The 25678-nt window shown below is 58.4% G+C and carries 21 protein-coding genes; 8 read left to right on the top strand and 13 right to left on the bottom strand.

Annotation, left to right across the window (positions count from 1 at the left end; all coding sequences use genetic code 11):
* Positions 1–593: 593 nt before the first annotated feature.
* Both AC3ISI_RS23480 and AC3ISI_RS23475 read left to right on the top strand, forming a co-directional pair.
* Positions 594–3659: a multicopper oxidase domain-containing protein gene (locus tag AC3ISI_RS23480; RefSeq protein WP_489334034.1), complete on the top strand. Its 3066-nt coding sequence runs from the start codon at positions 594–596 to the stop codon at positions 3657–3659.
* An 85-nt stretch (positions 3660–3744) separates the two neighbouring features.
* Complete coding sequence (locus AC3ISI_RS23475) at positions 3745–4710, top strand: SCO family protein (RefSeq protein WP_489337776.1); 966 nt, start codon at positions 3745–3747, stop codon at positions 4708–4710.
* On the opposite strand, the gene AC3ISI_RS23470 is transcribed toward AC3ISI_RS23475, so the two are convergent.
* Positions 4675–4917: a DUF6555 family protein gene (locus AC3ISI_RS23470; protein WP_489334033.1), complete on the bottom strand. Its 243-nt coding sequence runs from the start codon at positions 4915–4917 to the stop codon at positions 4675–4677. The genes AC3ISI_RS23475 and AC3ISI_RS23470 overlap by 36 nt on opposite strands.
* Before the next feature lie 347 nt (positions 4918–5264).
* Between AC3ISI_RS23470 and AC3ISI_RS23465 the strand changes: the two genes are divergently transcribed.
* Positions 5265–6641, top strand: coding sequence for a multicopper oxidase family protein (locus AC3ISI_RS23465; protein WP_489334032.1), 1377 nt, complete (start codon positions 5265–5267; stop codon positions 6639–6641).
* Entirely contained in the window at positions 6641–7138 is a 498-nt protein-coding gene (tadA, locus tag AC3ISI_RS23460) for a tRNA adenosine(34) deaminase TadA (protein WP_489334031.1), read from the top strand. The genes AC3ISI_RS23465 and tadA overlap by 1 nt, the downstream gene beginning before the upstream one ends.
* A 156-nt stretch (positions 7139–7294) precedes the next feature.
* Here the strand turns inward: tadA and cmoB are convergent, their stop codons facing one another.
* The 10 genes from cmoB to AC3ISI_RS23410 form a co-directional block, all read right to left on the bottom strand.
* Positions 7295–8251, bottom strand: coding sequence for a tRNA 5-methoxyuridine(34)/uridine 5-oxyacetic acid(34) synthase CmoB (cmoB, locus tag AC3ISI_RS23455; protein WP_477794700.1), 957 nt, complete (start codon positions 8249–8251; stop codon positions 7295–7297).
* Positions 8248–9027: a carboxy-S-adenosyl-L-methionine synthase CmoA gene (gene cmoA, locus AC3ISI_RS23450; RefSeq protein WP_452628026.1), complete on the bottom strand. Its 780-nt coding sequence runs from the start codon at positions 9025–9027 to the stop codon at positions 8248–8250. Before cmoA ends, cmoB begins: the two co-directional genes overlap by 4 nt.
* 170 nt (positions 9028–9197) lie before the next feature.
* Positions 9198–9686 (bottom strand): hypothetical protein, encoded by a 489-nt coding sequence (locus AC3ISI_RS23445; RefSeq protein WP_489334030.1) that lies wholly within the window; start codon positions 9684–9686, stop codon positions 9198–9200.
* A 171-nt stretch (positions 9687–9857) separates the two neighbouring features.
* Positions 9858–10493, bottom strand: coding sequence for a lysoplasmalogenase (locus AC3ISI_RS23440; RefSeq protein ID WP_489334028.1), 636 nt, complete (start codon positions 10491–10493; stop codon positions 9858–9860).
* 2 nt (positions 10494–10495) lie between these two features.
* Entirely contained in the window at positions 10496–10888 is a 393-nt protein-coding gene (locus AC3ISI_RS23435; RefSeq protein WP_489334026.1) for a protease inhibitor I42 family protein, read from the bottom strand.
* Positions 10889–11132: 244 nt separating this feature from the next.
* Complete coding sequence (locus tag AC3ISI_RS23430) at positions 11133–11597, bottom strand: hypothetical protein (RefSeq protein WP_489334025.1); 465 nt, start codon at positions 11595–11597, stop codon at positions 11133–11135.
* Positions 11598–11756: 159 nt separating this feature from the next.
* Complete coding sequence (lon, locus tag AC3ISI_RS23425; protein WP_489334024.1) at positions 11757–14174, bottom strand: endopeptidase La; 2418 nt, start codon at positions 14172–14174, stop codon at positions 11757–11759.
* Between the two features lie 304 nt (positions 14175–14478).
* Positions 14479–14856 (bottom strand): DUF6124 family protein, encoded by a 378-nt coding sequence (locus tag AC3ISI_RS23420; RefSeq protein ID WP_489334023.1) that lies wholly within the window; start codon positions 14854–14856, stop codon positions 14479–14481.
* A 542-nt stretch (positions 14857–15398) separates the two neighbouring features.
* Complete coding sequence (locus AC3ISI_RS23415) at positions 15399–17807, bottom strand: glucose/quinate/shikimate family membrane-bound PQQ-dependent dehydrogenase (RefSeq protein WP_489334022.1); 2409 nt, start codon at positions 17805–17807, stop codon at positions 15399–15401.
* A gap of 204 nt (positions 17808–18011) precedes the next feature.
* Entirely contained in the window at positions 18012–19394 is a 1383-nt protein-coding gene (locus tag AC3ISI_RS23410; protein WP_489334021.1) for a carbohydrate porin, read from the bottom strand.
* A 284-nt stretch (positions 19395–19678) separates the two neighbouring features.
* Between AC3ISI_RS23410 and AC3ISI_RS23405 the strand changes: the two genes are divergently transcribed.
* Both AC3ISI_RS23405 and AC3ISI_RS23400 read left to right on the top strand, forming a co-directional pair.
* Positions 19679–19909, top strand: a complete 231-nt coding sequence (locus tag AC3ISI_RS23405; protein WP_007944895.1) for a VF530 family protein — start codon at positions 19679–19681, stop codon at positions 19907–19909.
* Positions 19910–19911: 2 nt separating this feature from the next.
* Positions 19912–20568, top strand: coding sequence for a Pr6Pr family membrane protein (locus AC3ISI_RS23400; protein ID WP_489334020.1), 657 nt, complete (start codon positions 19912–19914; stop codon positions 20566–20568).
* A 96-nt stretch (positions 20569–20664) separates the two neighbouring features.
* Here AC3ISI_RS23400 and AC3ISI_RS23395 read toward each other — a convergent pair whose 3' ends face one another.
* Both AC3ISI_RS23395 and AC3ISI_RS23390 read right to left on the bottom strand, forming a co-directional pair.
* The gene (locus AC3ISI_RS23395) at positions 20665–21450 is read right to left on the bottom strand and encodes a siderophore-interacting protein (RefSeq protein ID WP_489334019.1); all 786 of its coding nucleotides are present in this window, start codon (positions 21448–21450) and stop codon (positions 20665–20667) included.
* Entirely contained in the window at positions 21447–22025 is a 579-nt protein-coding gene (locus AC3ISI_RS23390) for a PadR family transcriptional regulator (RefSeq protein ID WP_489334018.1), read from the bottom strand. The genes AC3ISI_RS23395 and AC3ISI_RS23390 overlap by 4 nt, the downstream gene beginning before the upstream one ends.
* Before the next feature lie 496 nt (positions 22026–22521).
* On the opposite strand from AC3ISI_RS23390, the gene AC3ISI_RS23385 reads away from it, so the two are divergent.
* On the top strand, positions 22522–23010 hold the full coding sequence (locus tag AC3ISI_RS23385; protein ID WP_489334016.1) for a CS1 type fimbrial major subunit: 489 nt from the start codon (positions 22522–22524) through the stop codon (positions 23008–23010).
* Between the two features lie 109 nt (positions 23011–23119).
* Entirely contained in the window at positions 23120–25642 is a 2523-nt protein-coding gene (locus AC3ISI_RS23380) for a TcfC E-set like domain-containing protein (protein ID WP_489334015.1), read from the top strand.
* Positions 25643–25678 lie beyond the last annotated feature (36 nt).

Raw genomic sequence — 25678 nt, 5'->3', positions numbered from 1 at the left:
TGGCGATGTCGGCGGTCAGCCGACTAGCGCAATCCTGCAGCGTGCCGAACCCAGGATGCCCCACCGATTCTCCAGAGTACGGAGTGGGCAAAAACCAGAAAGTGTTCCGGCGCATCGTGCGACGCATGTATGAGGATATTACTGGACGGCGGGCGCGACACTCCCTGAGTTTTGGGCGATTGATAGGTCGCCGTGAGTCACTCGCGTGGATTTTAAAATATAGTCGGTTGACGCCTGGTAGCTGGTCACTGTCCGCGTTAAGTGCTAACGCAAGGCGCCCTGCACGTGGAGCTTCCCCACCCGTTTGCGGGCTACTTCACCCCCATTTTCGGAAAGTCCCCCACCACTGACTCTCTGCGACGCCTCTTCAGCAGGCTGATTTGAAGAACTGATGGCACGTAGTTCATGGCCTCAAGCCATTATTTTTGCCGTCGTTTCGCAGGTTTCTCCTTCTGGCAAGCGAATTGCTCTAGCGCTCTCATCTGCTAGCAACACAGCCTTGCCGTCCGGGTGTAAGCAGCAACGCGATGCATTCGCCCCAAGAGCGGAATGGATCGTAATGAGTCTATGTATACGAGTCCAAGGTATCTGCCATGAAACAGCCTGCTCGGTTGAAACGGAATCCACGGCACGGAAAAATGCTTCTGCAGGGCGCCTCTGCAGTACTGGTCACACTGGGGTTGGGCCTGTCGTCCGTCGGTGCGGCACCCATCGACAACGAAGATCAGCCACCTCCCACCGACCCTTCTGCCTATACCGATCCACCGACCAATTCGGGCGCTGCACTGAACAATCTGTTGACGCTGCCCGAGGCCAACGAGGGTGCGCTCGACATGCCCAACGGTGTGCCCGGAAGCAGGGCCACCAACCGGGTGGAGAACGTTTTGCCACCGGCGGCCCAAACCAGTTTCAACTTCCCCACCAATGGCAAACCCAGCCCGATGTTCGGCGCTCAGCCGTTCACCCAGCCGGTGTTGCTGTTCGAGGAGTTCGGCCCGACCAAGCTTGATCCAACGCAGCCGCCATCGACTGTTCCATTTCCGCCTCCAACCTTGGGGCCGGGGCCTGCGCAAGACCCCACCAATGTTGCGCGCAGTGGCCCTTCACCCGAGGCGCTGGATGCCTTTATGCGCCAGCCCGGGTTGACGCCGTACCCGACGCAGTTCGCGAACTCTCTGGACCGCAACCCTTGGCAGCGGCAGATTGAGGAATTCCTCAACCGCAGGGTCAGCTCCTCGGCCGAGGGGCGGCCACCAGGAAAAGGCTGGTCCCACCAGCGCTGGAACGAGTTCTACCCGCAAATCGCCTACAAGACGGTGCAGACCGGCGCGCAGACCAACAGTGGTTATCGCGACAGCCTGCAGTTGCATGACTGGCAACACGGCGAGTGGGGCCCTGGCGGGCTGTATCACGACCCCAATGGCGACCAGGCGAATCCCGGTACCAATAAAGGGATAGGGGTGCGCATTCACCCGAACATGCCGATTCAGGAACATAACTCGGTATGGACCTTCGACGGCACCCTGCCGCCCAAACTGTTGATGGTTCGCTATGGTCAGCCGGTGTTGATGCGTCACTACAACGGCTTGCCCATTGACCCGTCGGCGAACAAGGGCTTCGGCCTGCACACCATCAGCACCCACGAGCACAACGGGCACAACCCGGCTGAAAGTGACGGCTTTGCCAACGCCTTCTTCTTCCCGGGGCAGTACTACGACTACCGTTGGCCGATGCAACTGGCCGGTTACGACACCATCAACACCGATGCGAAGGATCCCAAGGCCGCATTCCCTTGCGCGCCGGGTGAAACGCTCTGGGTCAACGACAGCTCCCCTGGCCTCAAGACCTGTGATCACGGCACCATCAAGATTCGTGGCGACTGGCGCGAAACCATGAGCACGCACTGGTTCCACGACCACATGCTCGATTTCACTGCCCAGAACGTCTACAAGGGCAACGCGGCAATGATGAACTACTACAGCGCCCTGGACCGCGGTAACGAGGAAATCGACGACGGCGTCAACCTGCGTTTCCCCAGTGGTACGGAACAGGCTTGGGGCAACCGTGCCTATGATGTCAACCTGCTGGTGGCCGACAAGGCCTGGGACGATAAGGGGCAGCTGTGGTTTAACCCCTTCAACACCGACGGTTTCCTGGGCGACCAGATGGTCGTCAACTGGGCGTATAAACCGTACATGGATGTGCGCGCCCGCAGCTATCGCTTCCGCATTCTGAACGGTTCGGTCTCGCGCTACATCAAGCTGGCGCTGGTGCGCGAAATCAAAGGCAATGGTGGCGAGTTCCCCGGCCCGAAAAGCTCGGGTGTGTCCTACGCCCGTGTTCCTTTCCACATGATCGCCAACGACGGCAACATCATGGAACACGCCGTGCCGTTCGACGGCACCATGGATCTGGATGCTGACGGCGACCTGAATAACCACAACGCCATCCTGCCGACCCAGGGGATTGCCGAACGGTTCGACATCATCGTCAACTTCGCAAAAAACGGGATCAAGCCGGGTGACAAGATCTTCTTCGTCAACCTTAAGGAGCACGAAAGCGGCAAAGGACCCAAGGGCGATATTCCGCTGGCCGATGTCCTGTCCGAGAAGTACCTGGCAGTCCTCAAGCAAACCAGCAAAGGCCCGCAATGGGACAAGGGTGACCCGGTTGTCGGCAAATTCATGCAGTTTAACGTCAAGCCGTACAGTGGCGTGGACAAGAGCATGGACCCGACCGCCTATGAACCTGCCAAGCCCGGCAAGCCCGAAGGCAAAATCATGATCCCGCTGAAGCTGCACCGTGAAAACGCTGCCGACATGGCAGTGATCAACAAGGCGCGCCACCGCACTTTTATCTTTGGCCGCTCCGATGGTACCGATACTACGCCGTGGACCATCAAAAGCGACGGTGGGCTGGGCTTCAACATGGATCCGCGCAGGCTTTCGGCGGCACCTCAGTTGGCCAATGGGCCTACTGATGCCGGCTATAAAGGCATCGGTACCCTTGAAGTCTGGAAAATCCAGAATGGCGGCAATGGCTGGAGCCATCCTGTGCATGTGCACTTCGAGGAGGGAATCATTCTCAGCCGGGGCGGCAAGGCGCCGCCGGAATGGGAAAAAGGGGCGCGGAAGGACGTCTACCGGATCGGCAGTGATGCCGACGCCACAGACACGGTCGAGATGGCCATTAACTTCCGTGAGTTTGCCGGTAGCTACATGGAGCACTGTCACAACACCCAGCACGAAGACAACTCCATGCTGTTGCGCTGGGATATCGAGCACCCCGGGCAGTTCCAGCTAATGCCTACGCCATTGCCGACATGGGACGGTGTGGGGTACGTGAGCTCGGCGGCGCTGCCTACCTATCACAGCGGTGACGGTATCGGGACACAGAGTGGTGGTAGCAGCGGTGGCAGTGGGAGTAGCGGTGGTAGCACTGCCAGCCCTGCCAGCCCTGGCAACACAGTCACCAGCGGCAGCGGCAGCGGCAGTGGTAGTGGTGAAAGTGAAAGTGGTGGCAGCAGTGGTAAAGGTGGCAGCAGCGGTGGTAGCACTACCAGCCCTGACAACACAGTCACCAGTGGCAGTGGCAGTGGCAGTGGCAGTGGCAAAGGTGGCAGTAGCGGTGGCAGCAGCAGTGGTAAAGGCAAAAGCTAGCGCTATCCAATCCGAAACGATGCACGGGAGCTAAGGAGTCGATGTCATGGATATTTGCCGGACGGCGTATGCACTGTTGCTACTGATGCTGGCCGCCTGTGGAGGGGTGGCCACCGCTGCAGATTCGGCGACTCCCTGGGGCGGCGACTTCTTTCCCAACACCGAACTGGTGGCCCAGGACGGGCACAAGGTGCGGTTTTTCGACGACATGATCAAGGGCAAGGTGGTGGTGATCAATTTTATCTTCACCTCCTGTACCGACTCCTGTCCGCTGGAAACGGCACGCCTGCGCCAGGTCCAGCAACAGCTGGGTGATCGGGTCGGACGCGATGTGTTCTTCTACTCGATCAGCATCGACCCGCAAACCGATACGCCAGAGGTCCTGAAGAAGTACGCCGAAAAATTCAAGGTCGCGCCTGGCTGGTTGTTCCTGACCGGCCAGAAGGCCGATATCACTGAGTTGCGTCAGAAGCTCGGGATGTTTATCGAAGGAGTCGATAACGGCAGGACCAAAGACCATAACCTGAGTCTGATTATCGGCAATCAGAGCACGGGGCGCTGGATGAAGGCTTCGCCCTTTGAAAACCCCTACATCCTGGCGGATCAGTTGGGCAACAGTCTGCAGAACTGGAAACTGGCCAGCTCCCATACCAATGATTATGCCGATGCACCAGAGATCCGTACGCCGAGCCTTGGCGAGCAGATCTATCGGACCCGCTGTTCTTCCTGTCATACGCTGGGAATGGAGGAGGGCGGCGTTGTGCCAATGCACAGCATCGGTCCGGATCTGCTCGGGGTGACCCGTGCACGCGATCCCCTGTGGCTGGGTCGCTGGCTGCGCGAGCCGGATAAAATGCTGGAAGAAAAGGACCCCTTGGCCACGCAATTGTTTGGCCAGTACAACCAGGTGGCAATGCCGAACCTGCGGTTGGCTGAAAACGATGTCGCCGCGGTGCTGGCCTTCCTGGAGTCGGAAAGCGACCGGCAGCAGCCCAAGACAGCCGATCAAACCGCTTCAGAGCATGCGGAGCACGTCCATCACGTGGAATAACCTGCATCTATCACCACACCCTGCATCGCAGAGGGTCCAATGCCAGGTTTCACTGTCATTCATCACTTCGGTGCGAATAATGAATATGCGACCGGGGAATAGCACCTCATTGGCACCGGTGAGTGCGTGCAGTTCCTCTATCGCTTGGATGGCCTGCTCGATGATGCCCTTTTGCTCCATGCCGCAGAAAAACGCCATCCACTCCATGGGAATGATCCCGGTCTGACTGAGCGTCCGTAACACCTCAAAGGCCCCGTGAACGCGAGTTCACGGGGCTTTTTTTTTGTGGTGCGCCAAGCATGGCGCGTAGCCATCAATGTCCAGGGCGCAGACACGCAGCTCGTCCTGGGTCGGTGCTTGCGACTGCAGCATGCCCAGGCTGATGGGCCACCTGACATTGCTCGCGACCGGACCTTGTACGAAAAAGGGCTCAAGGATCACGGTAATCTGCAGCCATCCGCCGCGCCACCCTTACTGTTTCTCAACCGCAGGTGTATCGTATTCGCCTTTTGCCGGCCCTGTGCCTGCCGCTTATACGTGAGGTAGTTGAGTTCATGTCCTTTACCCGTCGCCAAATCCTCGGTGGCCTGGTCGGTCTTGTTGTCGTTGGTGTCGGAGCGGGGGGCGCGTCGCGTTACTGGCTGGGCAAGATGGCCGACGCAGATGCCGGCCACGACTATGAGCTGATTGCCGCACCGCTGGACGTCGAACTGGTGGCCGGGCACAAGACCGAGGCCTGGGCATTCGGCCCCTCAGCGCCGGGCACCGAGCTGCGCGCCCGTCAGGGCAACTGGCTGCGGGTGCGCTTCGTCAATCACCTGCCGGTCGCGACCACCATTCACTGGCACGGTATCCGTCTGCCATTGGAAATGGACGGCGTACCCTACGTTTCGCAATTGCCGGTATTGCCGGGTGAATACTTCGACTACAAATTCCGCGTGCCTGATGCTGGCAGCTACTGGTATCACCCGCACGTGAACAGCAGCGAAGAACTCGGTCGCGGGCTGGTGGGTCCGCTGATCATCGAAGAGCGTGAGCCGACCGGTTTCAAGTACGAGAAAACACTGAGCCTCAAGAGCTGGCACGTCGATGAAGAAGGCGCTTTCGTCGCCTTCAGCATTCCTCGTGAAGCCGCGCGCGGCGGTACGGCGGGACGTTTGTCGACCATCAATGGCGTCTCGCAAGCGGTGATCGACTTGCCCGCCGGGCAGATCACTCGAGTGCGCGTGCTTAACCTCGATAACACCCTGACCTATCGACTCAACATCCCTGGTGTCGAAGCGCAGATTTATGCGATCGATGGCAACCCGATCGAACCGCGCCCGCTGGGCAAGGAATACTGGCTCGGCCCTGGCATGCGTATTTGCCTGGCAATCAAGGCGCCGCCGGCCGGCGAGGAGTTGTCCCTGCGCAACGGCCCGGTTCGCCTTGGTACTTTGCGTTCAGTGGCAAACACCGATGCACCGACCGAGTGGCCGCCCGCGCTACCCGCTAACCCGATCGCCGAGCCGGACCTGGCCAATGCCGAGAAACTCAACTTCAATTTCGAGTGGGTCGGCTCGGTGTCGGTGAACGTCGACAACGGCAAACCCCCAAGCCTGTGGCAAATCAACGGCAAGGCGTGGGACATCACGGACAAGACCTGCGCCGACCGCCCGATTGCCAAGCTTGAGAAGGGCAAGAGCTACATTTTTGAATTGAAGAACATGACCCAGTATCAGCACCCGGTTCACCTGCATGGCATGAGCTTCAAGGTCATTGCCTCGAACCGGCACAAGATCATTCCGTACTTCACCGACACTTACCTGTTGGGCAAGAACGAGCGGGCGCAGGTGGCATTGGTGGCGGATAACCCGGGCATCTGGATGTTCCATTGCCATGTGATCGATCACATGGAAACCGGCCTCATGGCCGCCATCGAGGTGGCGTGATGCGCCAGATTCGTCCCGCCGCCATCATCGACCGCAGCCGTGATCGCGACTTCATGCGCGAAGCCCTGGCCCTGGCGGCTCAAGGAACCGCGCTCGGCGAAGTGCCCGTGGGCGCGGTGCTGGTGCAGGACGGCGAAATCATTGGTCGCGGCTTCAATTGTCCGATCAGCGGCAACGACCCGAGTGCTCATGCCGAGATGGTCGCGATCCGCGCCGCGGCGTTGGCGGCCAGCAATTATCGCCTGCCGGGCAGCACGCTCTACGTGACGCTGGAGCCGTGCAGCATGTGCGCAGGTTTGATCGTGCATTCGCGGATTGCGCGGGTGGTGTATGGAGCGCTGGAGCCCAAGGCCGGGATTGTGCAGAGTCAGGGGCAGTTCTTCACCCAGGGCTTTTTGAATCACCGGGTGTTGTTTGAAGGCGGGGTGTTGGCGGAAGAATGCGGGGCAGTGCTCAGCGAGTTCTTCAAGGCCCGAAGAGCCAAGCCAACAGACTGAGCCGCACCGAATTCTTAATTTGTGAACCCGATCAATGTGGGAGCTGGCTTGCCTGCGATGACGGGCTGACAGTCGACATCTTTGCTGTCTGACACTCCGCTATCGCAGGCAAGCCAGCTCCCACATTTGATCTTTGGTGCTGCTGCAATCTTCGGTTTATTTGCGAGCCACGATCACCGCGCGCATCGGCGCCGGCAGCCCTTCAATCGTCTTGCTGTGATCGTCCGGATCAAGGAAGTCGCTCAACGACTGATACTTCATCCACTCCGTCCCGCGCTGTTCTTCGACCGTAGTCACGCTCACGTCTACGCAACGCACGTCTGTAAACCCGGCACGGCGCAACCACAGTTCCAGCGCCGGCACCGACGGCAGGAACCACACATTGCGCATCTGTGCGTAACGGTCTTCCGGCACCAGCACCTGTTGCTGATCGCCTTCGATCACCAACGTCTCGAGCACCAGTTCACCGCCCTTGACCAGGCAATCTTTCAGCGCCAGCAAATGTTCGATCGGCGAGCGGCGATGGTAGAACACGCCCATGGAAAACACCGTATCAAAGCCTTCCAGCTCCGGCGGCAGGTCTTCGAACGGGAATGGCAGGTGCCAGGCGTTGGGTTCGGACAGGTAACGCTGCACTGCCTGGAACTGGCAGAAGAACAGCCAGTTCGGGTCAACGCCGATCACGCTGTCGGCACCGGCGCCGAGCATGCGCCACATGTAATAGCCATTGCCGCAACCGACGTCGAGGATGCGTTTGCCCTTCAGATCCAGATGCGGGGCGACGCGCGACCATTTCCAGTCCGAACGCCATTCGGTGTCGACATGCACACCAAACAGGTCAAACGGCCCTTTGCGCCATGGCGATAAACCCATCAGGGCGGTACGCATCTGCGCGCGGGTTTCGTCGTCGCAATCGGTGTCCAGCATCAAGCCATTGAGCAAGTCGACGTCACTCGGCTGGATCTTTGGCAGTGCATCCAGCGCACTCTGCCAGCGCTCAAGGTCGCCATGACCCTTTTCCATTTTCTTGTCGAGTTGCGCTTGCAGGGTGTTGGCCCAATCGGCCAGCGGTGTGCCGGCCAGACGGCGGGCGAGGGGGGACAGATCAATCATGGCAAGGCAATCAACGAGGCAAAGTTAAGACACTGGAACCACGGCACGACTTTCGAGAACCCGGCGGCCAACAGGCGTTCGCGGTGTTCTTCGAGGCTGTCGGGCTTCATGACGTTTTCGATGGCGCTGCGCTTCTGGGCAATTTCCAGTTCGCTGTAGCCGTTGGCGCGTTTGAAGGCGACATGCAGGTCGGTGAGCAGCGCGTGTTCTTCGAGGTCGTTGAAGCGCAGCTTCTCTGACAGGATCAGCGCGCCACCGGGCAACAACGACTGGCGGATGCGTGAGAGCAACGCCGTGCGCTGGTCCGGGGCGATGAATTGCAGGGTGAAGTTCAACGCCACCACCGAGGCCGGCTGAAACTCAAGGGCGAGGATGTCGCCTTCGATCACTTCCACCGGCAGCAACTCCTGGAACATCGAGTCCTGACCATTGAGGTATTCGCGGCAGCGTTCGACCATCGCCGCCGAGTTATCCACAGCGATGACGCGGCAACCGTCGGTGCGCACGTGCCGGCGCAAAGCCTGAGTCACAGCGCCCAAGGACGAACCGAGGTCGTAGAGCACGCTGTTGGGCTGGGCGAATTGCGCGGCGAGCACGCCGAGGTTTTCCACGATGGTCGGATAACCTGGCACCGAGCGCTTGATCATGTCCGGGAACACCCGCACTACGTCCTCGTTAAAGGCGAAGTCAGGCACCTGGGCCAAAGGCTGGGCGAAAAGGCGATCGGGTTCTTTGCTCACGGCGGTTCCAGCGGCGTTGGTGGAAAAGGCCGGCATTTTAGCCAAATTGACGGGGGGATGCGCGGGTTGTCTGATAAACCGTGAGGGATGCCTGGCGGGGGTTCTTACCAGCGAGGTCTGAGAGCTGTAGTTGGAGAGGGAGCACGGAATGAAAAACGAATGGCCAAGTCCCGAATCAGGGGCTTGGCCATTCGGAATTTTAAGTGTTAAGGCTGTTGTTCCATCAACACAATAAAGGTGGATTCGCCGACGATCTTGAGCTCTTTATTCCTCTCGTTTACGCCTTTAAAGTCAAACTTTATTTTGTAATGGAGCTCTTTCGTAGAGTTCTCGATTACCTCTACGGTGAACGAGCCGCGGATAGCTTTATATTGGTAGGAGGTAGTAAAGCCCGGGATAACTCCGAATTCAAAATAGTATGCGCTTTCAAACGGAAAGTCTTGATCGGTGACTGAGTATGTTCCGGATTTAATGTTTTTGTCGAAGATCAGTACCAGACCCTTTTTGCATGCATGTGAGATGTCTTCGGTGTTCGCACGAGTGATAAGTGCAATCAGGTCACTGTTAGTGTCGGCTTCGAATTCTACGATTTGGCTCTCAAGATTTACTCGACGGGAAACAGTGGCTCGTGTTTCAGCACTGACGGTGATGATCGGATCAGCAGGGCCCCGTTTGTTGCCTTTGAAAAAACTCATAATGTCCTTCCTTGCGTGAGTGGTGTAGTTGCGTAGAACCACGTGAACAATAAGTTCGCAAGGTGGAACAGATCTACTGTCAAACCTGACAGGTCGTTAGACTCTTGGGCTATTACTTCGTATTTTCTTATGCGGGTGCTGAACCCGCATTTGTTCAGGATCTGATATTCATCAATGATTGTTTTTCGAAAATGCCGAAGCCGTGATCCCCCATTGCCCCAGCCAGTAACTAAGAATGATTACATAGGGCGCTGCATCGAATGGCGCGACAAAACGGCTGATGCCAATCACGCTGTCGGAAAACACAAACGCCACCGCACCTGCTGCCGCGAGCAGCGCCGAGCGATTGGGGACTTCAGTGCCCAATCGAGCCAATGCCCGCCAGAGCATTGCAGTGATGGCCAAGCCGTAAACAATCACCGGGATCAGCAATGGGCCGAGGCCATGGGAAATCAAAATCCCCAGCAACACAGCGCCGACCCCCAACGCAATCACCAATGGCAACACCGCCAACCGCCGGCAATCGCTCAAATAGGCTTTGAGATAGGCCAGGTGCGCGACCAGAAATGCGCCAAGGCCAAACACAAACAGATCCCCCGGCCACGCCAGTAAAACATCGCCGAGCAGCGAGAAAATCAGGCCCAGGCTAATCCAGCGTCGATAGTCGCTGGGCGGCGCATCATGCAGCCAACCGAGCAAGGCCAGCACTGGCATCGGTTTTACCAGCAGGCAGAGCAACGTTGCATGCAGGCTCACGCCATATAGAAAGGTCACGGCGCCCATTAGCGCCAGAATGAGCCAGCCCACGATCAGTTAACCGAGATCGCGCAATCGAAAGTTTCCACCGGCAACACCTCCGGGGCCCAAGGTTGTTGTGAGGTTAGACGCAAGCGCCCGGTGCCGGCGGTGAACGCCTGAAAGCGCCAGGTCGAGAGGCCGGCGCTGCCGACGATTCCGGCGTCTTCCGGGTTGCTATATACCTCTGGGCTGAGCGCATGCAACACACCACCGGCCGAATCCTGAATCGCCCAGCGGTAACCCGTACTCGGGTTGCTGGGCAGGGTCAGGATCAGGTTTTGCCCGCTGTTCAGTTTCACCGGGCATTGGCTTTGTTTTACCACGGTCACGTTCTGTTTCGGTTGCGTGGCGCAGGCGGCCAGCAAGGACAGGGCGAGGAGAACAAACAGGCGGAAGGGGGACATAAGGTCAGAGGCTCCGGCATTCACGACGAACGGCGAGCATAACTGAAGATGAGACAAAGTGTGACGATGACGCAGAGTCGTTGTCAGTGCCGACGCCTTCGTCGGAACGCCGCCCGGAGCAAGCCTGCTCCCACAAGGATTGCGGCGCTCAACGCCTTAACTGATCGGCATTAGGGCTTGCCCGCGAAGGCTATGGTGCAGGCGCTACATGGCTGTTAGGGCGCCCGTGAACGTGCAGCCAGGTCTAATTCGCAGTGGTGTAAGTCAAGTAACTTCGGAAGTTTCCGGAGAGCTGGATTTTTTCACCAGTTGTCAAGGGCTCCAAGGTTAGTTTGAAGTCTGTAACAAGGTAGCCAATTTGATCAGGCTGAGTGCCTACAAGGTATAAATTTACTGAGCCTTCGACGGCTTTGTAATGTTGAAGAGTTTGAATATCCAATTCATTGTTGAGCGCTTCATGGAAATTTGCTGCGAGGAAAGGGCTACCTGGTTTGAGCGAGTGAGTGCCATTGGTAATGTCTTCGCGGAACGTAAAAGATAGGTGCTTTTCGCTAGGACGTTTTTCGTTTTGATAAAAGCCAATCGTCCTTTCGTCAGCGATTAAAAGACGATGCTTCACATCAGCTGAGTTGAAGTTAATCCGGCCGCCGGTGCACGTAATCATGCCGTCTTCGGTGAAGAGGGTGTTGGTGTTTTTATCGGTTGTCATGAGGTAAATCCCTCTCGATGGTTGATGATTTTCGAGAGGGAAGTGTGTTGCTCGATTCAATGTGTAGGTAACTGTCAGGTATGACAGCTATCTAGAATTATTTGCAATAAGAAAGTTGTTCGCCAGCACTCTACAGCGCATGTGTGCTGGCGACTCCCGTCAAAACAATATCTTCGCCACATCTGCAAAACGCTTGGCGAAATGCACGGTAATCCCTTCCTTCAGATAGTCCGGCAGTTCCTCAAAACTGCCACGGTTAGGTTCAGGCAAGATCAATTCAAAGATTTTCTGCCGCCGCGCCGCAATCACCTTCTCACGCACCCCGCCAATCGGCAGGACATGCCCGGTCAGCGTCAGTTCGCCGGTCATGGCCACGCCTTTTTTCGGCGGTTGGTTGCGTGCAAGCGAGAGCAGGGCGCTGGCCATGGTCACGCCGGCGCTCGGGCCGTCTTTGGGGGTGGCGCCTTCTGGGACGTGCAGGTGGACGAAGGCTTCGTCGAAGAACTTCGGATCACCGCCAAACGACTTCAGGTTGGAGCTGACGTAGCTGTAGGCGATTTCTGCCGACTCTTTCATCACATCGCCCAACTGCCCGGTGAGTTTGAAGCCTCGGTTCAGCGTGTGGATTCGCGTCGCTTCAATCGGCAAGGTCGCGCCGCCCATGCTGGTCCAGGCTAGACCGGTGATAACCCCCGTGCCGGACAGCACTTGCTCGTTGCGGAATACCGGATGACCGAGTGAGGCTTCGAGGTCTTTGGGCCCGAGTTTGATCACCGCTTTCGGTTCGTCGATCAACTTCACCACGGCTTTGCGCACCAGTTTGCCCAGTTGTTTTTCCAACTGACGTACGCCGGCTTCACGGGCATAACCGTCGATCAAGGCTTTGAGCGCGCTGTCGCTGATGCTCAGGCTGCCTTTGGACACGCCGGCCTTTTCCAGTTGCTTGGGCCACAGGTGGCGCTTGGCGATGGCGATTTTTTCTTCGGTGATGTAACCCGACAGGCGAATCACTTCCATCCGGTCGAGCAACGGGCCGGGGATCGAGTCCAGGGTGTTGGCGGTGCACACGAACAGCACTTTCGACAGGTCCAGACGCAGGTCCAGGTAGTGGTCGAGGAATTCGACGTTCTGTTCCGGGTCGAGGGTTTCAAGGAGCGCCGAGGCTGGATCGCCCTGGTAGCTTTGGCCCATCTTGTCGATCTCGTCGAGCATGATCACCGGGTTCATCACTTCGACGTCTTTCAACGCCTGTACGAGTTTGCCCGGTTGCGCGCCGATGTAAGTGCGGCGATGGCCCTTGATCTCGGCTTCGTCGCGCATGCCACCGAGGCTGAAGCGATAGAAAGGCCGGCCTAGGGATTCGGCGATAGATTTGCCGACGCTGGTTTTACCCACGCCCGGCGGGCCGACCAGCAAAACGATGGAGCCGCTGATCTCGCCTTTGTAAGCGCCGACTGCAAGGAATTCGAGGATGCGGTCCTTGATGTCGTCGAGGCCGGCGTGGTGTTTGTCCAGTACCTTGCGCGCGTGCTTGAGGTCGAGTTTGTCCTCGCCGTAAACGCCCCACGGCACCGACGTCGCCCAGTCGAGGTAGTTGCGGGTGACCGCGTACTCCGGCGAACCAGTTTCGAGGATCGACAGTTTGTTCATTTCCTCTTCGATGCGTTTCTGCGCCTGCGCCGAGAGCACTTTGCCGGTCAGGCGCTGCTCGAACTGCTCAATGTCGGCGCTGCGGTCGTCCTTGGTCAGGCCCAGCTCCTGCTGAATGACCTTGAGTTGTTCCTTGAGGAAAAACTCGCGCTGATGCTCGCCGATTTTGCGATTAACTTCGGCGGAAATCTCTTTTTGCAGGCGCGCAACTTCTACTTCCTTGCGCAGCATCGGCAGGACTTTTTCCATGCGCTTGAGCATGGGCACGCAGTCGAGGACTTCTTGCAGTTCGCTGCCGGTGGCCGAGGTCAGGGCGGCGGCGAAGTCGGTCAGCGGCGACGGATCGTTGGGGCTGAAGCGGTTGAGATAGTTTTTCAGCTCTTCGCTGTACAGCGGGTTGAGCGGCAGCAGTTCCTTGATCGCGTTGATCAACGCCATGCCGTAGGCCTTGACCTCGTCGGTCGGCTCGGTCGGCTGGTGTGGGTATTCGACTTCCACCAGGTACGGCGGGCGATGGTGCTTGAGCCAGGTTTTGATACGCACCCGGGTCAGGCCTTGGGCAACGAATTGCAATTTGCCGTTTTCACGACTGGCGTGGTGGACCTTGACCAGTGTGCCGTACTCGGGGAGTGCGCCGGTGTTGAAGTGGCGCGGGTCTTCCTGGGGCGCGTCCATGTAGAACAGGGCCAGGGCGTGGTGATCGGCTTTGCTGACCAGGTCCAGTGTTTCGGCCCACGGTTCTTCGTTGACGATGACCGGCAGCACTTGGGCCGGGAAGAACGGGCGGTTGTGGATCGGGATGATGTAGACCTTGTCCGGCAGGTTCTGGCCGGGCAGGGCGAGGCCTTTGCCGGTGGAGTGGTGGTCGGTGTTGTCGGCTTCGTCGTATTCGCTCTGGGCTTCGGGAAGCTCTTGCTGGTCGCTCATGGGGCACCTGCGCAATTGGGTATGGGTGTTAGATGGGGCAGGTGGGGGCTGGTTTCAATGGTTCGGGATGTTTCCGGGTGTGTGTTCAGGGTTTGGACAGGTGAGCGTGTAGGCCTGTCCAGTGTAGATGCACCGAGCTGGCTTGGCGGCCTGATAGTCGACCAATCACTACCAGATACACCCAATCCAACTGTGGGAGCGAGCCTGCTCGCGTATGCTATTTATCATTCAACATCAAAGTTGTCTGACATACCGCTTTCGCGAGCAGGCTCACTCCCACAGGGGACTGGTTTCTGCCGGGGGATTAGCGGTGTGGAGCGGGTTTGGGCTGTTCGAGGTTGTCCATCATCCGGTTCGCCGCCAGTTCGGCGAGCATGACGATTTGCTGGATTGCCATCGCGGTGTTGCGATGCGGGCCTTCAAGGTAGGCGGCAAAATCGCCGGCCATTACGCTGGCCTGGGCCAGGGATTCACAGGTGTGGGCCAGCAGGTCTTCGTCTTTGAGGTCCGGTGCGAGGAGGAACATGGTGCTGGGTTTTCGGGTGGGCGGTGATTTCAGGACTGCGGGGTTGAGGTAGTGATTCAACGCGCGTTCGGCGGCATCGTTGAGCTTTTTCGAATCGATGGATTCGTAGGGGGAAACGTCGTCGGTTTCCGGGGGATTTGGTGTTTCTTTGATCATGGTGAAGCTCCAAGTAAGTAAGGGAGCTGCCACTAATCGCCGCGAAGCGATGGAAGGTGGCAGCTGTGCACGGGTTCGCGGACCGAGCTACTTGGAAACCCGGCATACCCGAAGGTATCCCGCGCACAGCCACCATGAAATCAATCGACAAACTACGAAGGAGAGTCGGTTGAGGGCGGTGATTATGCACCAAGTAAGCTAATTCGGGCCGCGAAGTCCGGTCGCTGAATTTGCAGCGACGGGGACAGCCTATCTCCCGGCCTTCTGACACGACAACCGTCAGCGCTTGTCAGAAACCGCCGCCAGAACGGCTGCAGTTGTAGGACGCGCTCCAGATTTCTCAGGCCAATCTGGGCCAAATGTGGGAGCGAGCCTGCTCGCGAAGGCTGTTTAACATTCAACATGAATGGTGGCTGGCACACCGCTTTCGCGAGCAGGCTCGCTCCCACAGGGGATAAGTGGTGTGGTGGAGAATCCAGCAGTCACAAAAAAAAAGGCGACCCCCTCACAGGAGTCGCCTTTGCTTTAACTGCCGCTAAACCTTACTCGGACAGTTTGTACGCCATCACATAGTCGCCTTGCTTGGTGCCCAGCGACCCGTGACCGCCCGCAACAACCAGCACGTATTGCTTGCCGTCCTTGCCGGTGTAGGTCATCGGTGTGGTTTGCGCGCCGGCCGGCAGGCGGCCTTCCCACAGTTGCTTGCCGTTTTTCACGTCGTAGGCGCGCAGGTATTGGTCGAGGGTGCCGCTGAGGAACGCGACGCCGCCAGCGGTGGTGAAGGTGCCGCCCAGACTTGGTACGCCCATGCTCAACGGGATCGGAACCGGTGAGCTGTCGCGCACGGTGCCGTTCTTGTGCATCCAGATTTTTTCATGGGTGGTCAGGTCGACCGCGGCCACGTAGCCCCACGCCGGTGCCTGGCATGGCAGGCCCATTGGCGACAGCAGGGGTTCGAGGACTACGCCGTACGGCGCGCCTTTGTTTGGCTGGACGCCTTCGGTTTCGCTTTTGCGCGGGCCTTGGGCGGCGATTTCAGAGGCCGGGATCAGCCTCGATTTAAAGGCCATCCAGTCCGGGTTCACGAAAAGGATCTGACGCACCGGATCCACCGAGACACCGCCCCAGTCGAACACGCCGAAGTTACCTGGATAAACGATCGAACCTTGCAGTGATGGCGGGGTGAACGGGCCGTCGTAACGCAGGGATTTGAAGGTGATCCGGCAGACCAGTTGGTCGAACGGTGTCACACCCCACATGTCGCGTTCTTTCAACGGCGGTGGCATGAAGTTGAGGTCGGACTTGGGTTGAGTCGGCGAGGTGTGATCACCGGCAACAGCGCCCTGTGGCACCGGCACTTCGTTGATTGGCACGATGGCTTTGCCGGTGCTGCGGTCCAGCACGTAGATGCTGCCTTGCTTGGTGGACGCAAGCACTGCCGGCTTCACGCCGTCAGCAGTTTTCAGGTCCATCAGGGTTGGCTGGCCGCCGACGTCCATGTCCCACAGGTCATGGTGGGTGAACTGGAAGTGCCAGCGCACTTTACCGGTGGCGATGTCCAGCGCGGTCAGGCCGGCGGCGTGCAGTTCCGATTCAGGGGTGCGAGCACCACCGAACTGGTCCGGGGTCTGGTTGCCCATCGGCAGGTAGAGCATGCCGAGCTTTTCATCGACGGCGAACATGGACCACATGTTCGGCGAGTTGCGGGTGTAGGTCTGGCCTTCGGCAATCGGCGTGGTGTCGTCCGGCTTGCCGCTGTCCCAATTCCACACCAGTTTGCCGGTGTGCACGTCGAACGCGCGGATTACGCCGCTGGGTTCGTCGGTGGAGACGTTGTCGGTGACGTGGCCGCCAATCACCACCAGGTCCTTGGTGACCGCTGGAGGCGAGGTGGAGTAGTAACCGCCGGCGGTGAAGCTGCCGATGTTGGCGCGCAGGTCAACCTGGCCCTTGTCGCCGAAGTCTTCGCACATTTTGCCGGTGTCGGCGTTGAGGGCGATCAGACGGGTGTCGGCGGTCGGCAGGAAGATCCGGCGTGGGCAGGCATTGGTCGTGGCGGCGCTAGCGCTTCCGGTCGGGCTCTGCTCGGAGGCGTAGACGGCATCATCGTGATACGACACGCCACGGCAGGTCATGTGCGCCCAACCCTTGAAGTTCGCCGCGTTTTGCGTGGAGAGCTTAGGGTCGAAACGCCAGATTTCCTTGCCTGTGTCCGGATCGAGCGCGATCACCTGGCTGTGCGGCGTGCACACGTAGAGCATGCCGTTGACTTTCAGCGGGGTGTTTTCAGCGGTGGTCTCGCCCGGATCGTTCGGGCCCGGCAGGTCGCCGGTGCGGAAAGTCCACGCCGGGACCAGTTTGTGAGCGTTTTGCGGAGTGATCTGTGCCAGGGGGGAGTAACGATCGCCGTGGGCGCTGCGGCCGTAGGAGTTCCAGTCACCGTCGGACATGGCCGGGGCGGTGTTGGTCATGCCCGGCACGCTGTCGCGGTCCAGTTGGCCTTTGATTTCACCGGGGTTGGTGAATTGGCTGGCCAAAGCCGCCACGCCGGCCAGTACCACGGCCACGCTCAGGGCGCCGGTGCCCAGCGGTGCAGCGCCTTCGCGCAGTAGCGGACGGCGGAACCACGGCAACAGCATGACCAGGCCCAGCGCAAACAACATCGCCAGGCGCGGCACCAGTTGCCACCAATCGAGGCCGACTTCCCACAGTGCCCAAACAGTGCTGGCGAACAGCACCAGTGCGTACAGGCCCAGCGCAGCACGGCGGGCCAGTATCAGCAGCACGCCGGTCAGCGTCAGGCCGATACCGGCCAGCAAGTAATACAGCGAGCCGCCGAGCATGCTCAGCTTGATCCCGCCTGCCAGCATGGCCAGGCCCATTAGCAGAAGCAGGATGCCGAGCAGGGTCGGCAACAGACGGCTTCGACTCAAAGCACCATCAGTGCTCATAGTGTGGTTCTCCGTGACGTTTCAAGTAGTCCCGCGCAAGTTCACTGTAGATGACGATCTGGCGTGGGCATGGTTCAGTTGAAATCTGTTCGGTTGATGCATTCCCTTGTGGGAGCGAGCCTGCTCGCGAAAGCGGAGGTTCAGTCAACATTGATGTCAAGGCTGACAGCCTCTTCGCGAGCAGGCTTGCTCCCACAGGGGGGGTTAGAAGGATGAAGTGATCTTGATCCCGCCAATCAGCGCGTCATCGACCTGGTCCACGCCACCAGGGTGGCGGATGTATTGCAGGTTCGGGCGCACGGTCAGCCAGTTCGTCACGCGCACGCCGTAATAGAGTTCGGCGCTGTATTCGGTGTCTTGCGGCGGCAAAAAGGCCGGGTTGTCGTAGTCGAAGACGGCATGGGCCTGATTGGTCGCCTCGGCGTTTTTGCGATACGCCGGGTTGACGTGAACCCGGGCGAGGGCGAAACCGATGTCGTCTTTGGCGCGCGCATCGAACCAGCCTTTGTAGACCACGCCGGCCTGGACGTAGTTATCGATGGCGTTGGTCTTTTTGTCGTGCATCGTGGCGTTGGCAAACACGTTTAAACCACGGGAGTGATCGCTGGCGATGCTGGTCACTTGCTGCTGAATAACCAGCCACTCGCCATGCTTGCTCGATGCACTGCGATACGCCTCGCCACTCAGGGCGGCGGGCTGGCCATTGCTGTCCTTGTACACATCGCTGGCATTGGCGCTGCTGTAGTAATAGCCGACGCGGTATTCGCCTGGCAGGTCATGAACCTTGGGCGACCACACCAGTTCCACCGGCAAAATCGCGCCCTGGGTGCCGCTGCCGCTCAGCTTGAAGCCGTTGCCGCGATCCAGGTTCGATGGGTTTTGCTCATAGGCACCGACCTGCGCATACAACTCCGGTGTCAGGTGATATTTGACGCGCATAGCCCACTGGCTGACGGGCCAGTTGTACCAGATGCCGCCGACCCAGTTACCGACCTGAGAGCCACAGAACGCCAGATTCTGAAAGTCGCATGGGAAGCTGTTGAAGTCTTCGCCTTCACCGAAGCGACCGACCTTGATGTCGAGTTGCTGATCGAAGAATTTCTGCTGATACCACATCTGCGTCAGGCGCCAGGTCTGCCCGCGCCCCCAGACTTCCTGAGCCGAGGTAAAGCCGCCAACACGCGGATCGTTGATCCGGTCGTTGCTGATGTTGTTGCCGTTGCGCTCGGTAATGGTCAGCTGAAATTCGGCGTCGTCCCAATCGAGGATTTTCTGCAAGTCCAGGTGCGTGCCTAAGGCGAACTGATCGCTGTAACGCGCGGTACGGTCATGGTCGTAGCCGCCGTGCAGATTGCTGCCCGTTTCGCCGGTGTAATCGACGTTGAAGTCGTAGCCTTTTTCCGCGAGGTCGGTACGCGTACCGTTCCAGTCGCCGAGCATCCAAGGTGAACTGCTATCGAAGGCGGGGGCCGCATGGGTGCAGGTGGCGAGGCCCAGAGTGGTGAACCCACCGATCAGGTTCAGGGCTTTTCGGCTGGCATTAGCTGTGAAGACAGCGCTGTCTCGCGAAGTTGGAAAGTAAGGCATAGAGAAGAAATTCGGGGTCTTTTTCTAGGAAATAAACGGATTTCAGCAGGCGTGAAGCAATGTGCGGAAGCGTTTCAGCTTGGCGGGCGCAAGGATAATGTTCTGTTACAAATAGAGAAAGGGCTTTTACTGACATGGATCATTTCAGATTCGGTAACAGTACCGGGCGGCAGTCTCATCAAGGTCACCTACAGTAAGAGTTAGCGCACAGAGCGCTTCCACCCGATCACACCCTCGGCTAAGGTGCGCGGCTTCCCACTCCTTACATCGCTCGAAGGCCCTGCATGACCGAACAGAACAACAACCCGCTGCACGGCGTGACGCTGGAACAGATCCTCAACGCCCTGGTTGAACATTACGAATGGTCGGGGCTGGCCGAGCGCATTGATATCCGCTGCTTCAAGAGCGACCCGAGCATCAAGTCGAGCCTGACGTTCCTGCGTAAAACCCCATGGGCCCGGGAGAAGGTCGAGCGCTTGTACGTCAAATTGATGCGCACCAAGCGACCGGTCTGAACATGCCGGGCTCGGCTGCGAGGCGTCGTTTTGTTGCCGTTGCGGCGCTACTGGGCTGGATGGGACTGGCTATTCAGCTGTACCTGATTCTCTATTCACGCTGGAGTCTGGAAGCCAGTCTGATTGGTGGGCTGGTGAGCTTTTTCAGCTATTTCACAGTGCTGAGCAACACGCTGGTGGCGACGGTACTGACCTGTGATTGGACATCCCGCGAGTCAGCGGCGCGACGCTGGTTTTTACGGCCGTGGGTCAGCAGCGCGATAGCCGTGAGCATCACCGTGGTGGGGTTGGCGTACAGCGTGTTGCTGCGACATTTATGGCATCCCGAAGGCTGGCAATTTCTGGCTGATGAATTGATGCACGACATCGTGCCGCTGCTGTTTCTGGCCTATTGGTGGGTGTGTGTGCCCAAAGGCACGTTACGGCTGCGGCACATTGGCCTGTGGGTCATTTATCCGCTGGTGTACTTCGCGTATGTGTTGTGGCGCGGGCATGTGCTGGCGGTTTATCCCTATCCGTTCATTGATGTCGACAAGTTGGGTTATCCACAGGTGTTTGTGAATGCGGGGGGATTGTTGGCGGGGTTTATTCTCATTGCTCTTGTGTTTATCGGGCTGGATCAGTGGCTTGGACGTCGTGTAAATACTTCAGGTTTGTAGCGGCTGAACTATCGCCATTGCGAGCAGGCTCGCTCCCACATTAGACCGCGATCAACCGTTGGAGCGAGCCTGCTCGCGAAGGAGCCTTGGAGCCTGTCACTCCTCCTCGCTGTCATCCAGCCGCCAATAGCCAACGGCTTTGACGAACTGCTCATTCAGGCCATGCTCATCGAGCAATACCCGACGGATCTGCCGTGACACCTTGCTCTCGGTCGCCACCCACGCATACAGATTGCCGCTGGGCACTTGCAGTTGCTTGACGGTGGTCAGCAGATTGTCCTTGCCGCCTTCGCGCAGTACCCAGATCACATCGACCTGTGCGGCGCTTTCCAGGCGCTGCTGTTCGGCGCCGTTCTCCACTTCCACAATCACCCGCGCACGACGATTTGCCGCCAGTCCTTCAAGTCGACGGGCGATGGCGGGCAGGGCAGTTTCGTCGCCGATCAGTAGGTAGCTGTCGAACATGTCCGGCACGATCATCGAGCCACGTGGCCCGCCGATGTGCAGGAACTGACCGGGCTTGGCCTGCTCGGCCCAGGTCGAGGCCGGGCCGTCACCGTGCAGCACGAAATCGATGTCCAGTTCCAAGGTGTCGAGGTCATAACGACGTGGCGTGTAATCGCGCATCGCCGGCATCGGCCCGTTGTCTTTGCCGGCACCCAATACCAAGGTTTCCAGCGCCGCGTGTTCCGCCGCATTCTGCGGGAACAGCAGTTTGACGTGGTCGTCCGTGCCAAGGCTGACAAAGCCGGCCAGTTCCGGCCCGCCCAGGGTAATCCGGCGCATACGTGGCGTCAGCTCGACCACGCGCAGCACTTCCAGACGACGGCGTTTGATCTCATGCATGACACGGTGGATGGATTGCACGATCACTTCAGTCATTCGGCTTTCTCCTGAACGGGTGGAACGGCAGGGCCGTCGACAATGGCTTTGGCAGTGTTGTTGAGCAGGTCGCGCACCCGCAGGATTTCTTCCGGGCTCCAGCGGCCGTGGTGCATCTGCAAGGCGTGACGCAAGTTGTGCACGGCTTCGTGGATCTCGGCCGGGCGGTCATGGCCGCGCAGCGAGCGCTTGCTGACTTCGATGCGCATCCGCACGCCGTCCAGCGCAATGGCTTGTTCGGTCAGTGATAAGCGTCCAGCGTCCGTAACGCTGTAGCGTTTTTTGCCGGCCTCGGCGTCACCCAGAATCATTTCGCTTTCTTCCAGAAAGGTGAGAGTCGGGTAAATCACACCGGGGCTGGGGCTGTAGGCGCTGTCGAACATGCTTTCGATCTGGCGTATCAGGTCATAGCCGTGGCAGGGCTGCTCGGCGATCAGCGCCAACAGCAGCAATTTCAGGTCGCCGGGGGCGAACACCCGTGGGCCGCGGCCGCCGCGTTCTCGGCCGGGGGCTGGGCGTTTTTCGAAGCCGTCGCGGTTGTCGCCGTGTTCTCGATGGGAATGATGGTCTCTCATTTTGTGTCTTCTCTCGTCATGTTTAGATACAACTTAAGATGTATCTTAAGGCGAAAGCAAGGTGGCTTGACGAACGGTCGAGGGTCGAGGAGGGCCTGAAGGTCATCAGCCCGCGAGGATTGGACGGATAAGAACGTCACTCTTTTAGAGTAATAAAACTAATTCTATAAGTTCCTCTACTTATCACGGGGCTTTGAGTGTGTTAGTAGTATTGATCTTACGGAAAGTTGATGGCTTATCGTCTGTGTGTCTTTTCGGCTAGAACTGTGTGTAGTATTTATCTGAGGGCTATACAGCGCAATTAGTGTTTTTCTGTCTTTTTTCCTGTTGTTCGAAGGCTATTGTTACTACATGTTCTTCGGAAGTTACGTACTTACTTTCTTGGGCGATTGGCCGATCATTCTCTGGCGTCGAAAGTTGAGCCAGAACGTGATGAAACGTACTGGCTTGTTCAGACTTTTTCGGCCCAATCCTTTGAAAAAACAGGTACTCAACAATGTTCAATAAGTTTGCTATCGCCGTCCCGATGACCCTCTTGGTACTCAGCACTTCCATGGCATTCGCTGCGGAAGAAGCACGCACATCCATCAATATCATCGCCTCTATCCCAACCAAGGTTTTCCACGCTCAACCGGTGGATCCCGATTTTGGTAAAAATGAAAAAATGAACTACGACATTCTCGCTGGAACCTTGAGTTCGGTGCGTGCGACCTACGATATTCGCCACACTAATGGTTCGGTCGGTGCCTATGTCGAAGGTGGTCCGCAACCTCTGTTCAACGGCAACAACAACATCCCGCTGACCTACGCCTTCAACGGCGTAACCTTGTCTGGCGCCTCTCAAGAAGTGGTCGGCGATAGCGAGTCCAACGGGGGCATGCGGGCTGATCTGGTGATTGTCGCTGCCAAGCCGACCGGCTCCCAGACCGGTCTTTACACGGCCAATCCGGTCGTGGTCTTCGATGCCATGCCGCGCATCCCGTAATACGGTTATGAATTAAGGCTGGTCCTTATTTGATAACTCTTACCGGTTGGCGGGTAACTTCTGCCCGTCGATCGGGTTTTAACGCACTTTTTTTCAGAGTATCCCGTTCATGTTCCCGATGACTCCCATCGCGACGGCGCTTGCCCTTTTTTTCTGCGCAACCGCAATCGCCGCGCCAGCGGATAACGGCACTACACCTCGAAGTCTGCTGGCGCAGGCCAAGGGGTTGCCGACCGAGTTCGAAGAGCACTTCTTTGACGTGCCATTGGCCGTGCGTGTGGAACTTGACCAACAATTTCTCGGTGAGGCGATGGTGGTGTTATCCCGCGACGATCGCATCACCTTAGTTGATTTCACTGATGTCAGTGACAGCACGATCAAGCCCAGCGAACGCGACACCTGGTCAACCTGGCTGAAACAAGGTGTGGCGCTGGGCAGTTGCGAGGCCAAGTGCCCAGAGCAGCTTCTGGCGGTGCATTACAGTCTGGAAAACTCGCTGCTGTCGATCGTCACGCAAAACGCCGAGCGTGACGAGCAAGCGCAGCGTTATTACTCGTTGCCCGAAGGTGGCAGTACCGGTTTGATCGTGCGCAACCAGTTGAACCTCAATGGCGGCCAGGGCCAGGACCTCGGTGGCCGTTACGGCCTGGAAGCCAGCAGCAGCCTGGGTAATTGGACCCAAGCGGTCAATGTTCAGTGGTCCCGACTGGGTGGCCTGGATAACACGCTCTACCACGCTGTGAATGAGCTATTTACCCAGCGCGAACTGGAAGGCAACTTTTTGCGATTGGGTCTTTTCACGCCCTCGTCCGAAGGCCTGACTCGCCAGCCAAATACCTTTGGCACCAGCCCCGACACGGCGCTGGGCGTGATGTATGGAAGCTCGGACAGTCTGGCCTTGAATAACCCGAAGCCGGCGGTTTATCCGATTTATGTCACCGCCAATCGCCAGGGTTCGGTGGAGATCTACCGCGACGGATTGATGATCAATACCCAAGCGGTCCCCGCCGGTTTGCAAACCCTCGACACGCGTCCGCTGCCGGGTGGCATCTATGAAGTGGAAGTGCGTCTGATCGAAGACGGCCAAATCACCTCCAGCACCCAGGAACTGATCTACAAGCCGAACAACTGGCGTAACCATGACGAACGCTGGCGCTACAACCTCTTCGCCGGCCGTGAATCGAAAGTGCTCAGCAACTGGGACCAACAGGACGATGGCGACATGACCACTGGCGCCGCGTTCAACTACCTGCTGCATCCTCGGGTGATCCTCGGCCTGAGCGCTCGTCAGGTGCGCGACAACTTGCAATACGGCACGTCGGTCGATTGGTCGATCGTCAATAACGCCAGCCTGTACGCCAACGTCTACCAGACCGAAGACTACGGCACCGGCCTCGATGTACAAGGGCTCTACTCCTATGGCAGCGGCAGCCTCGTCGCCAGCTATAACCGCAGCTGGCTCGACACCACAAAGCTGTATGACACCCTGCCCGATGGCACGAGGGTGCGCCAGCCCAACGTGTTTATCGGGCAGACCAGCAACTCTTCGCTGTCGATCAACCATCGACTGACCAGCAAAAGCTCGGTCAATGCGCGCGTATCCCACAGTGAGGGCAACACCAATGGCACGGGTGTGGATCTGGGGTGGACCCAGCGCACCCTGCTGTTCGGCAGCGATGCCAACTGGCGACTGTCCCTGTTCGATCGGCCGGGCAGTATCAGCTCGGATGACGAGCGCAACCGTGGTGTCGATCTGAGCGTCAACATTGCCTTGGGCGGCCCCGGTGAACAGCTCTCCGGCAGCATCGGCTCACGCACCGCGCGCGAGGGCGGTCGGGATAACAATGCCTCGATTTCCTACCGCAAGGACCTGCAGGATCACTTGCTGCAAAGTGTCTCGGCCACGGTTCTCACCGACACCTACGGCGTGGGGTTGAACGCGATGGGAACGATGCAGACGGACCTGGTCAACGGCGACGGATTTGTCCAGCGCTCGTCCTTCAACAACGACTTCACCGGTGGCCTGAACCTCGACAGCACCGTGGCCGTTGGCGGCCAGAAAATGGTCGTCACCAGCCAGTACCACCGCAACGGTGCGGGCATGATTATCGATGTTGAATCGGACATCACAGACATCGCCTTGCGCGCCGACGATTTGAGCGGCAGCAGCACGGTACTCAAACCCGGTCGCAATTTTGTGCCGATCACCGCCTACAAAAGCAGTTCGGTCAGCTTCGATTTCGAGGGCAACCATGTGCCCGCCGCGACCATTCAGCCGGCCCGCTCCAGCTATCACCTGAACAAGGGCGGCGTGGGTTATCGCCAGATCAAGGTCATGCGCACGCTCACCGTTCTCGGTCGCCTGATCGACCCCCAAGGCAACCCGCTCAAGGGCCACCACATCATCAACCACGCCAGTCGCGGCGTGAGTGAAGTGGACGGTTTCTTCTCGATGGAAATGAACGCCGGCTCACCCACCCTGGAAGTGCGCCACGGTGATCAATTGCTGTGTCAATTCCGCCTCGATCCGAGCAGTGGACGCACTGAAAACAACGTGTTGATGATCGGTGATTTGCGCTGCACGCCGGACACCTTGGCGGATGCAACTTTTATGGCTCGAACGGCGGGTTGATGGCCCGGCAGAACGTGATTAATCAACGAGGTAAGG

The organism is Pseudomonas sp. GL_139_B, assembly GCF_057834475.1.
Note: the sequence above shows the minus strand (reverse complement) of the source record. Positions and strands in the feature narration are given on the sequence as shown.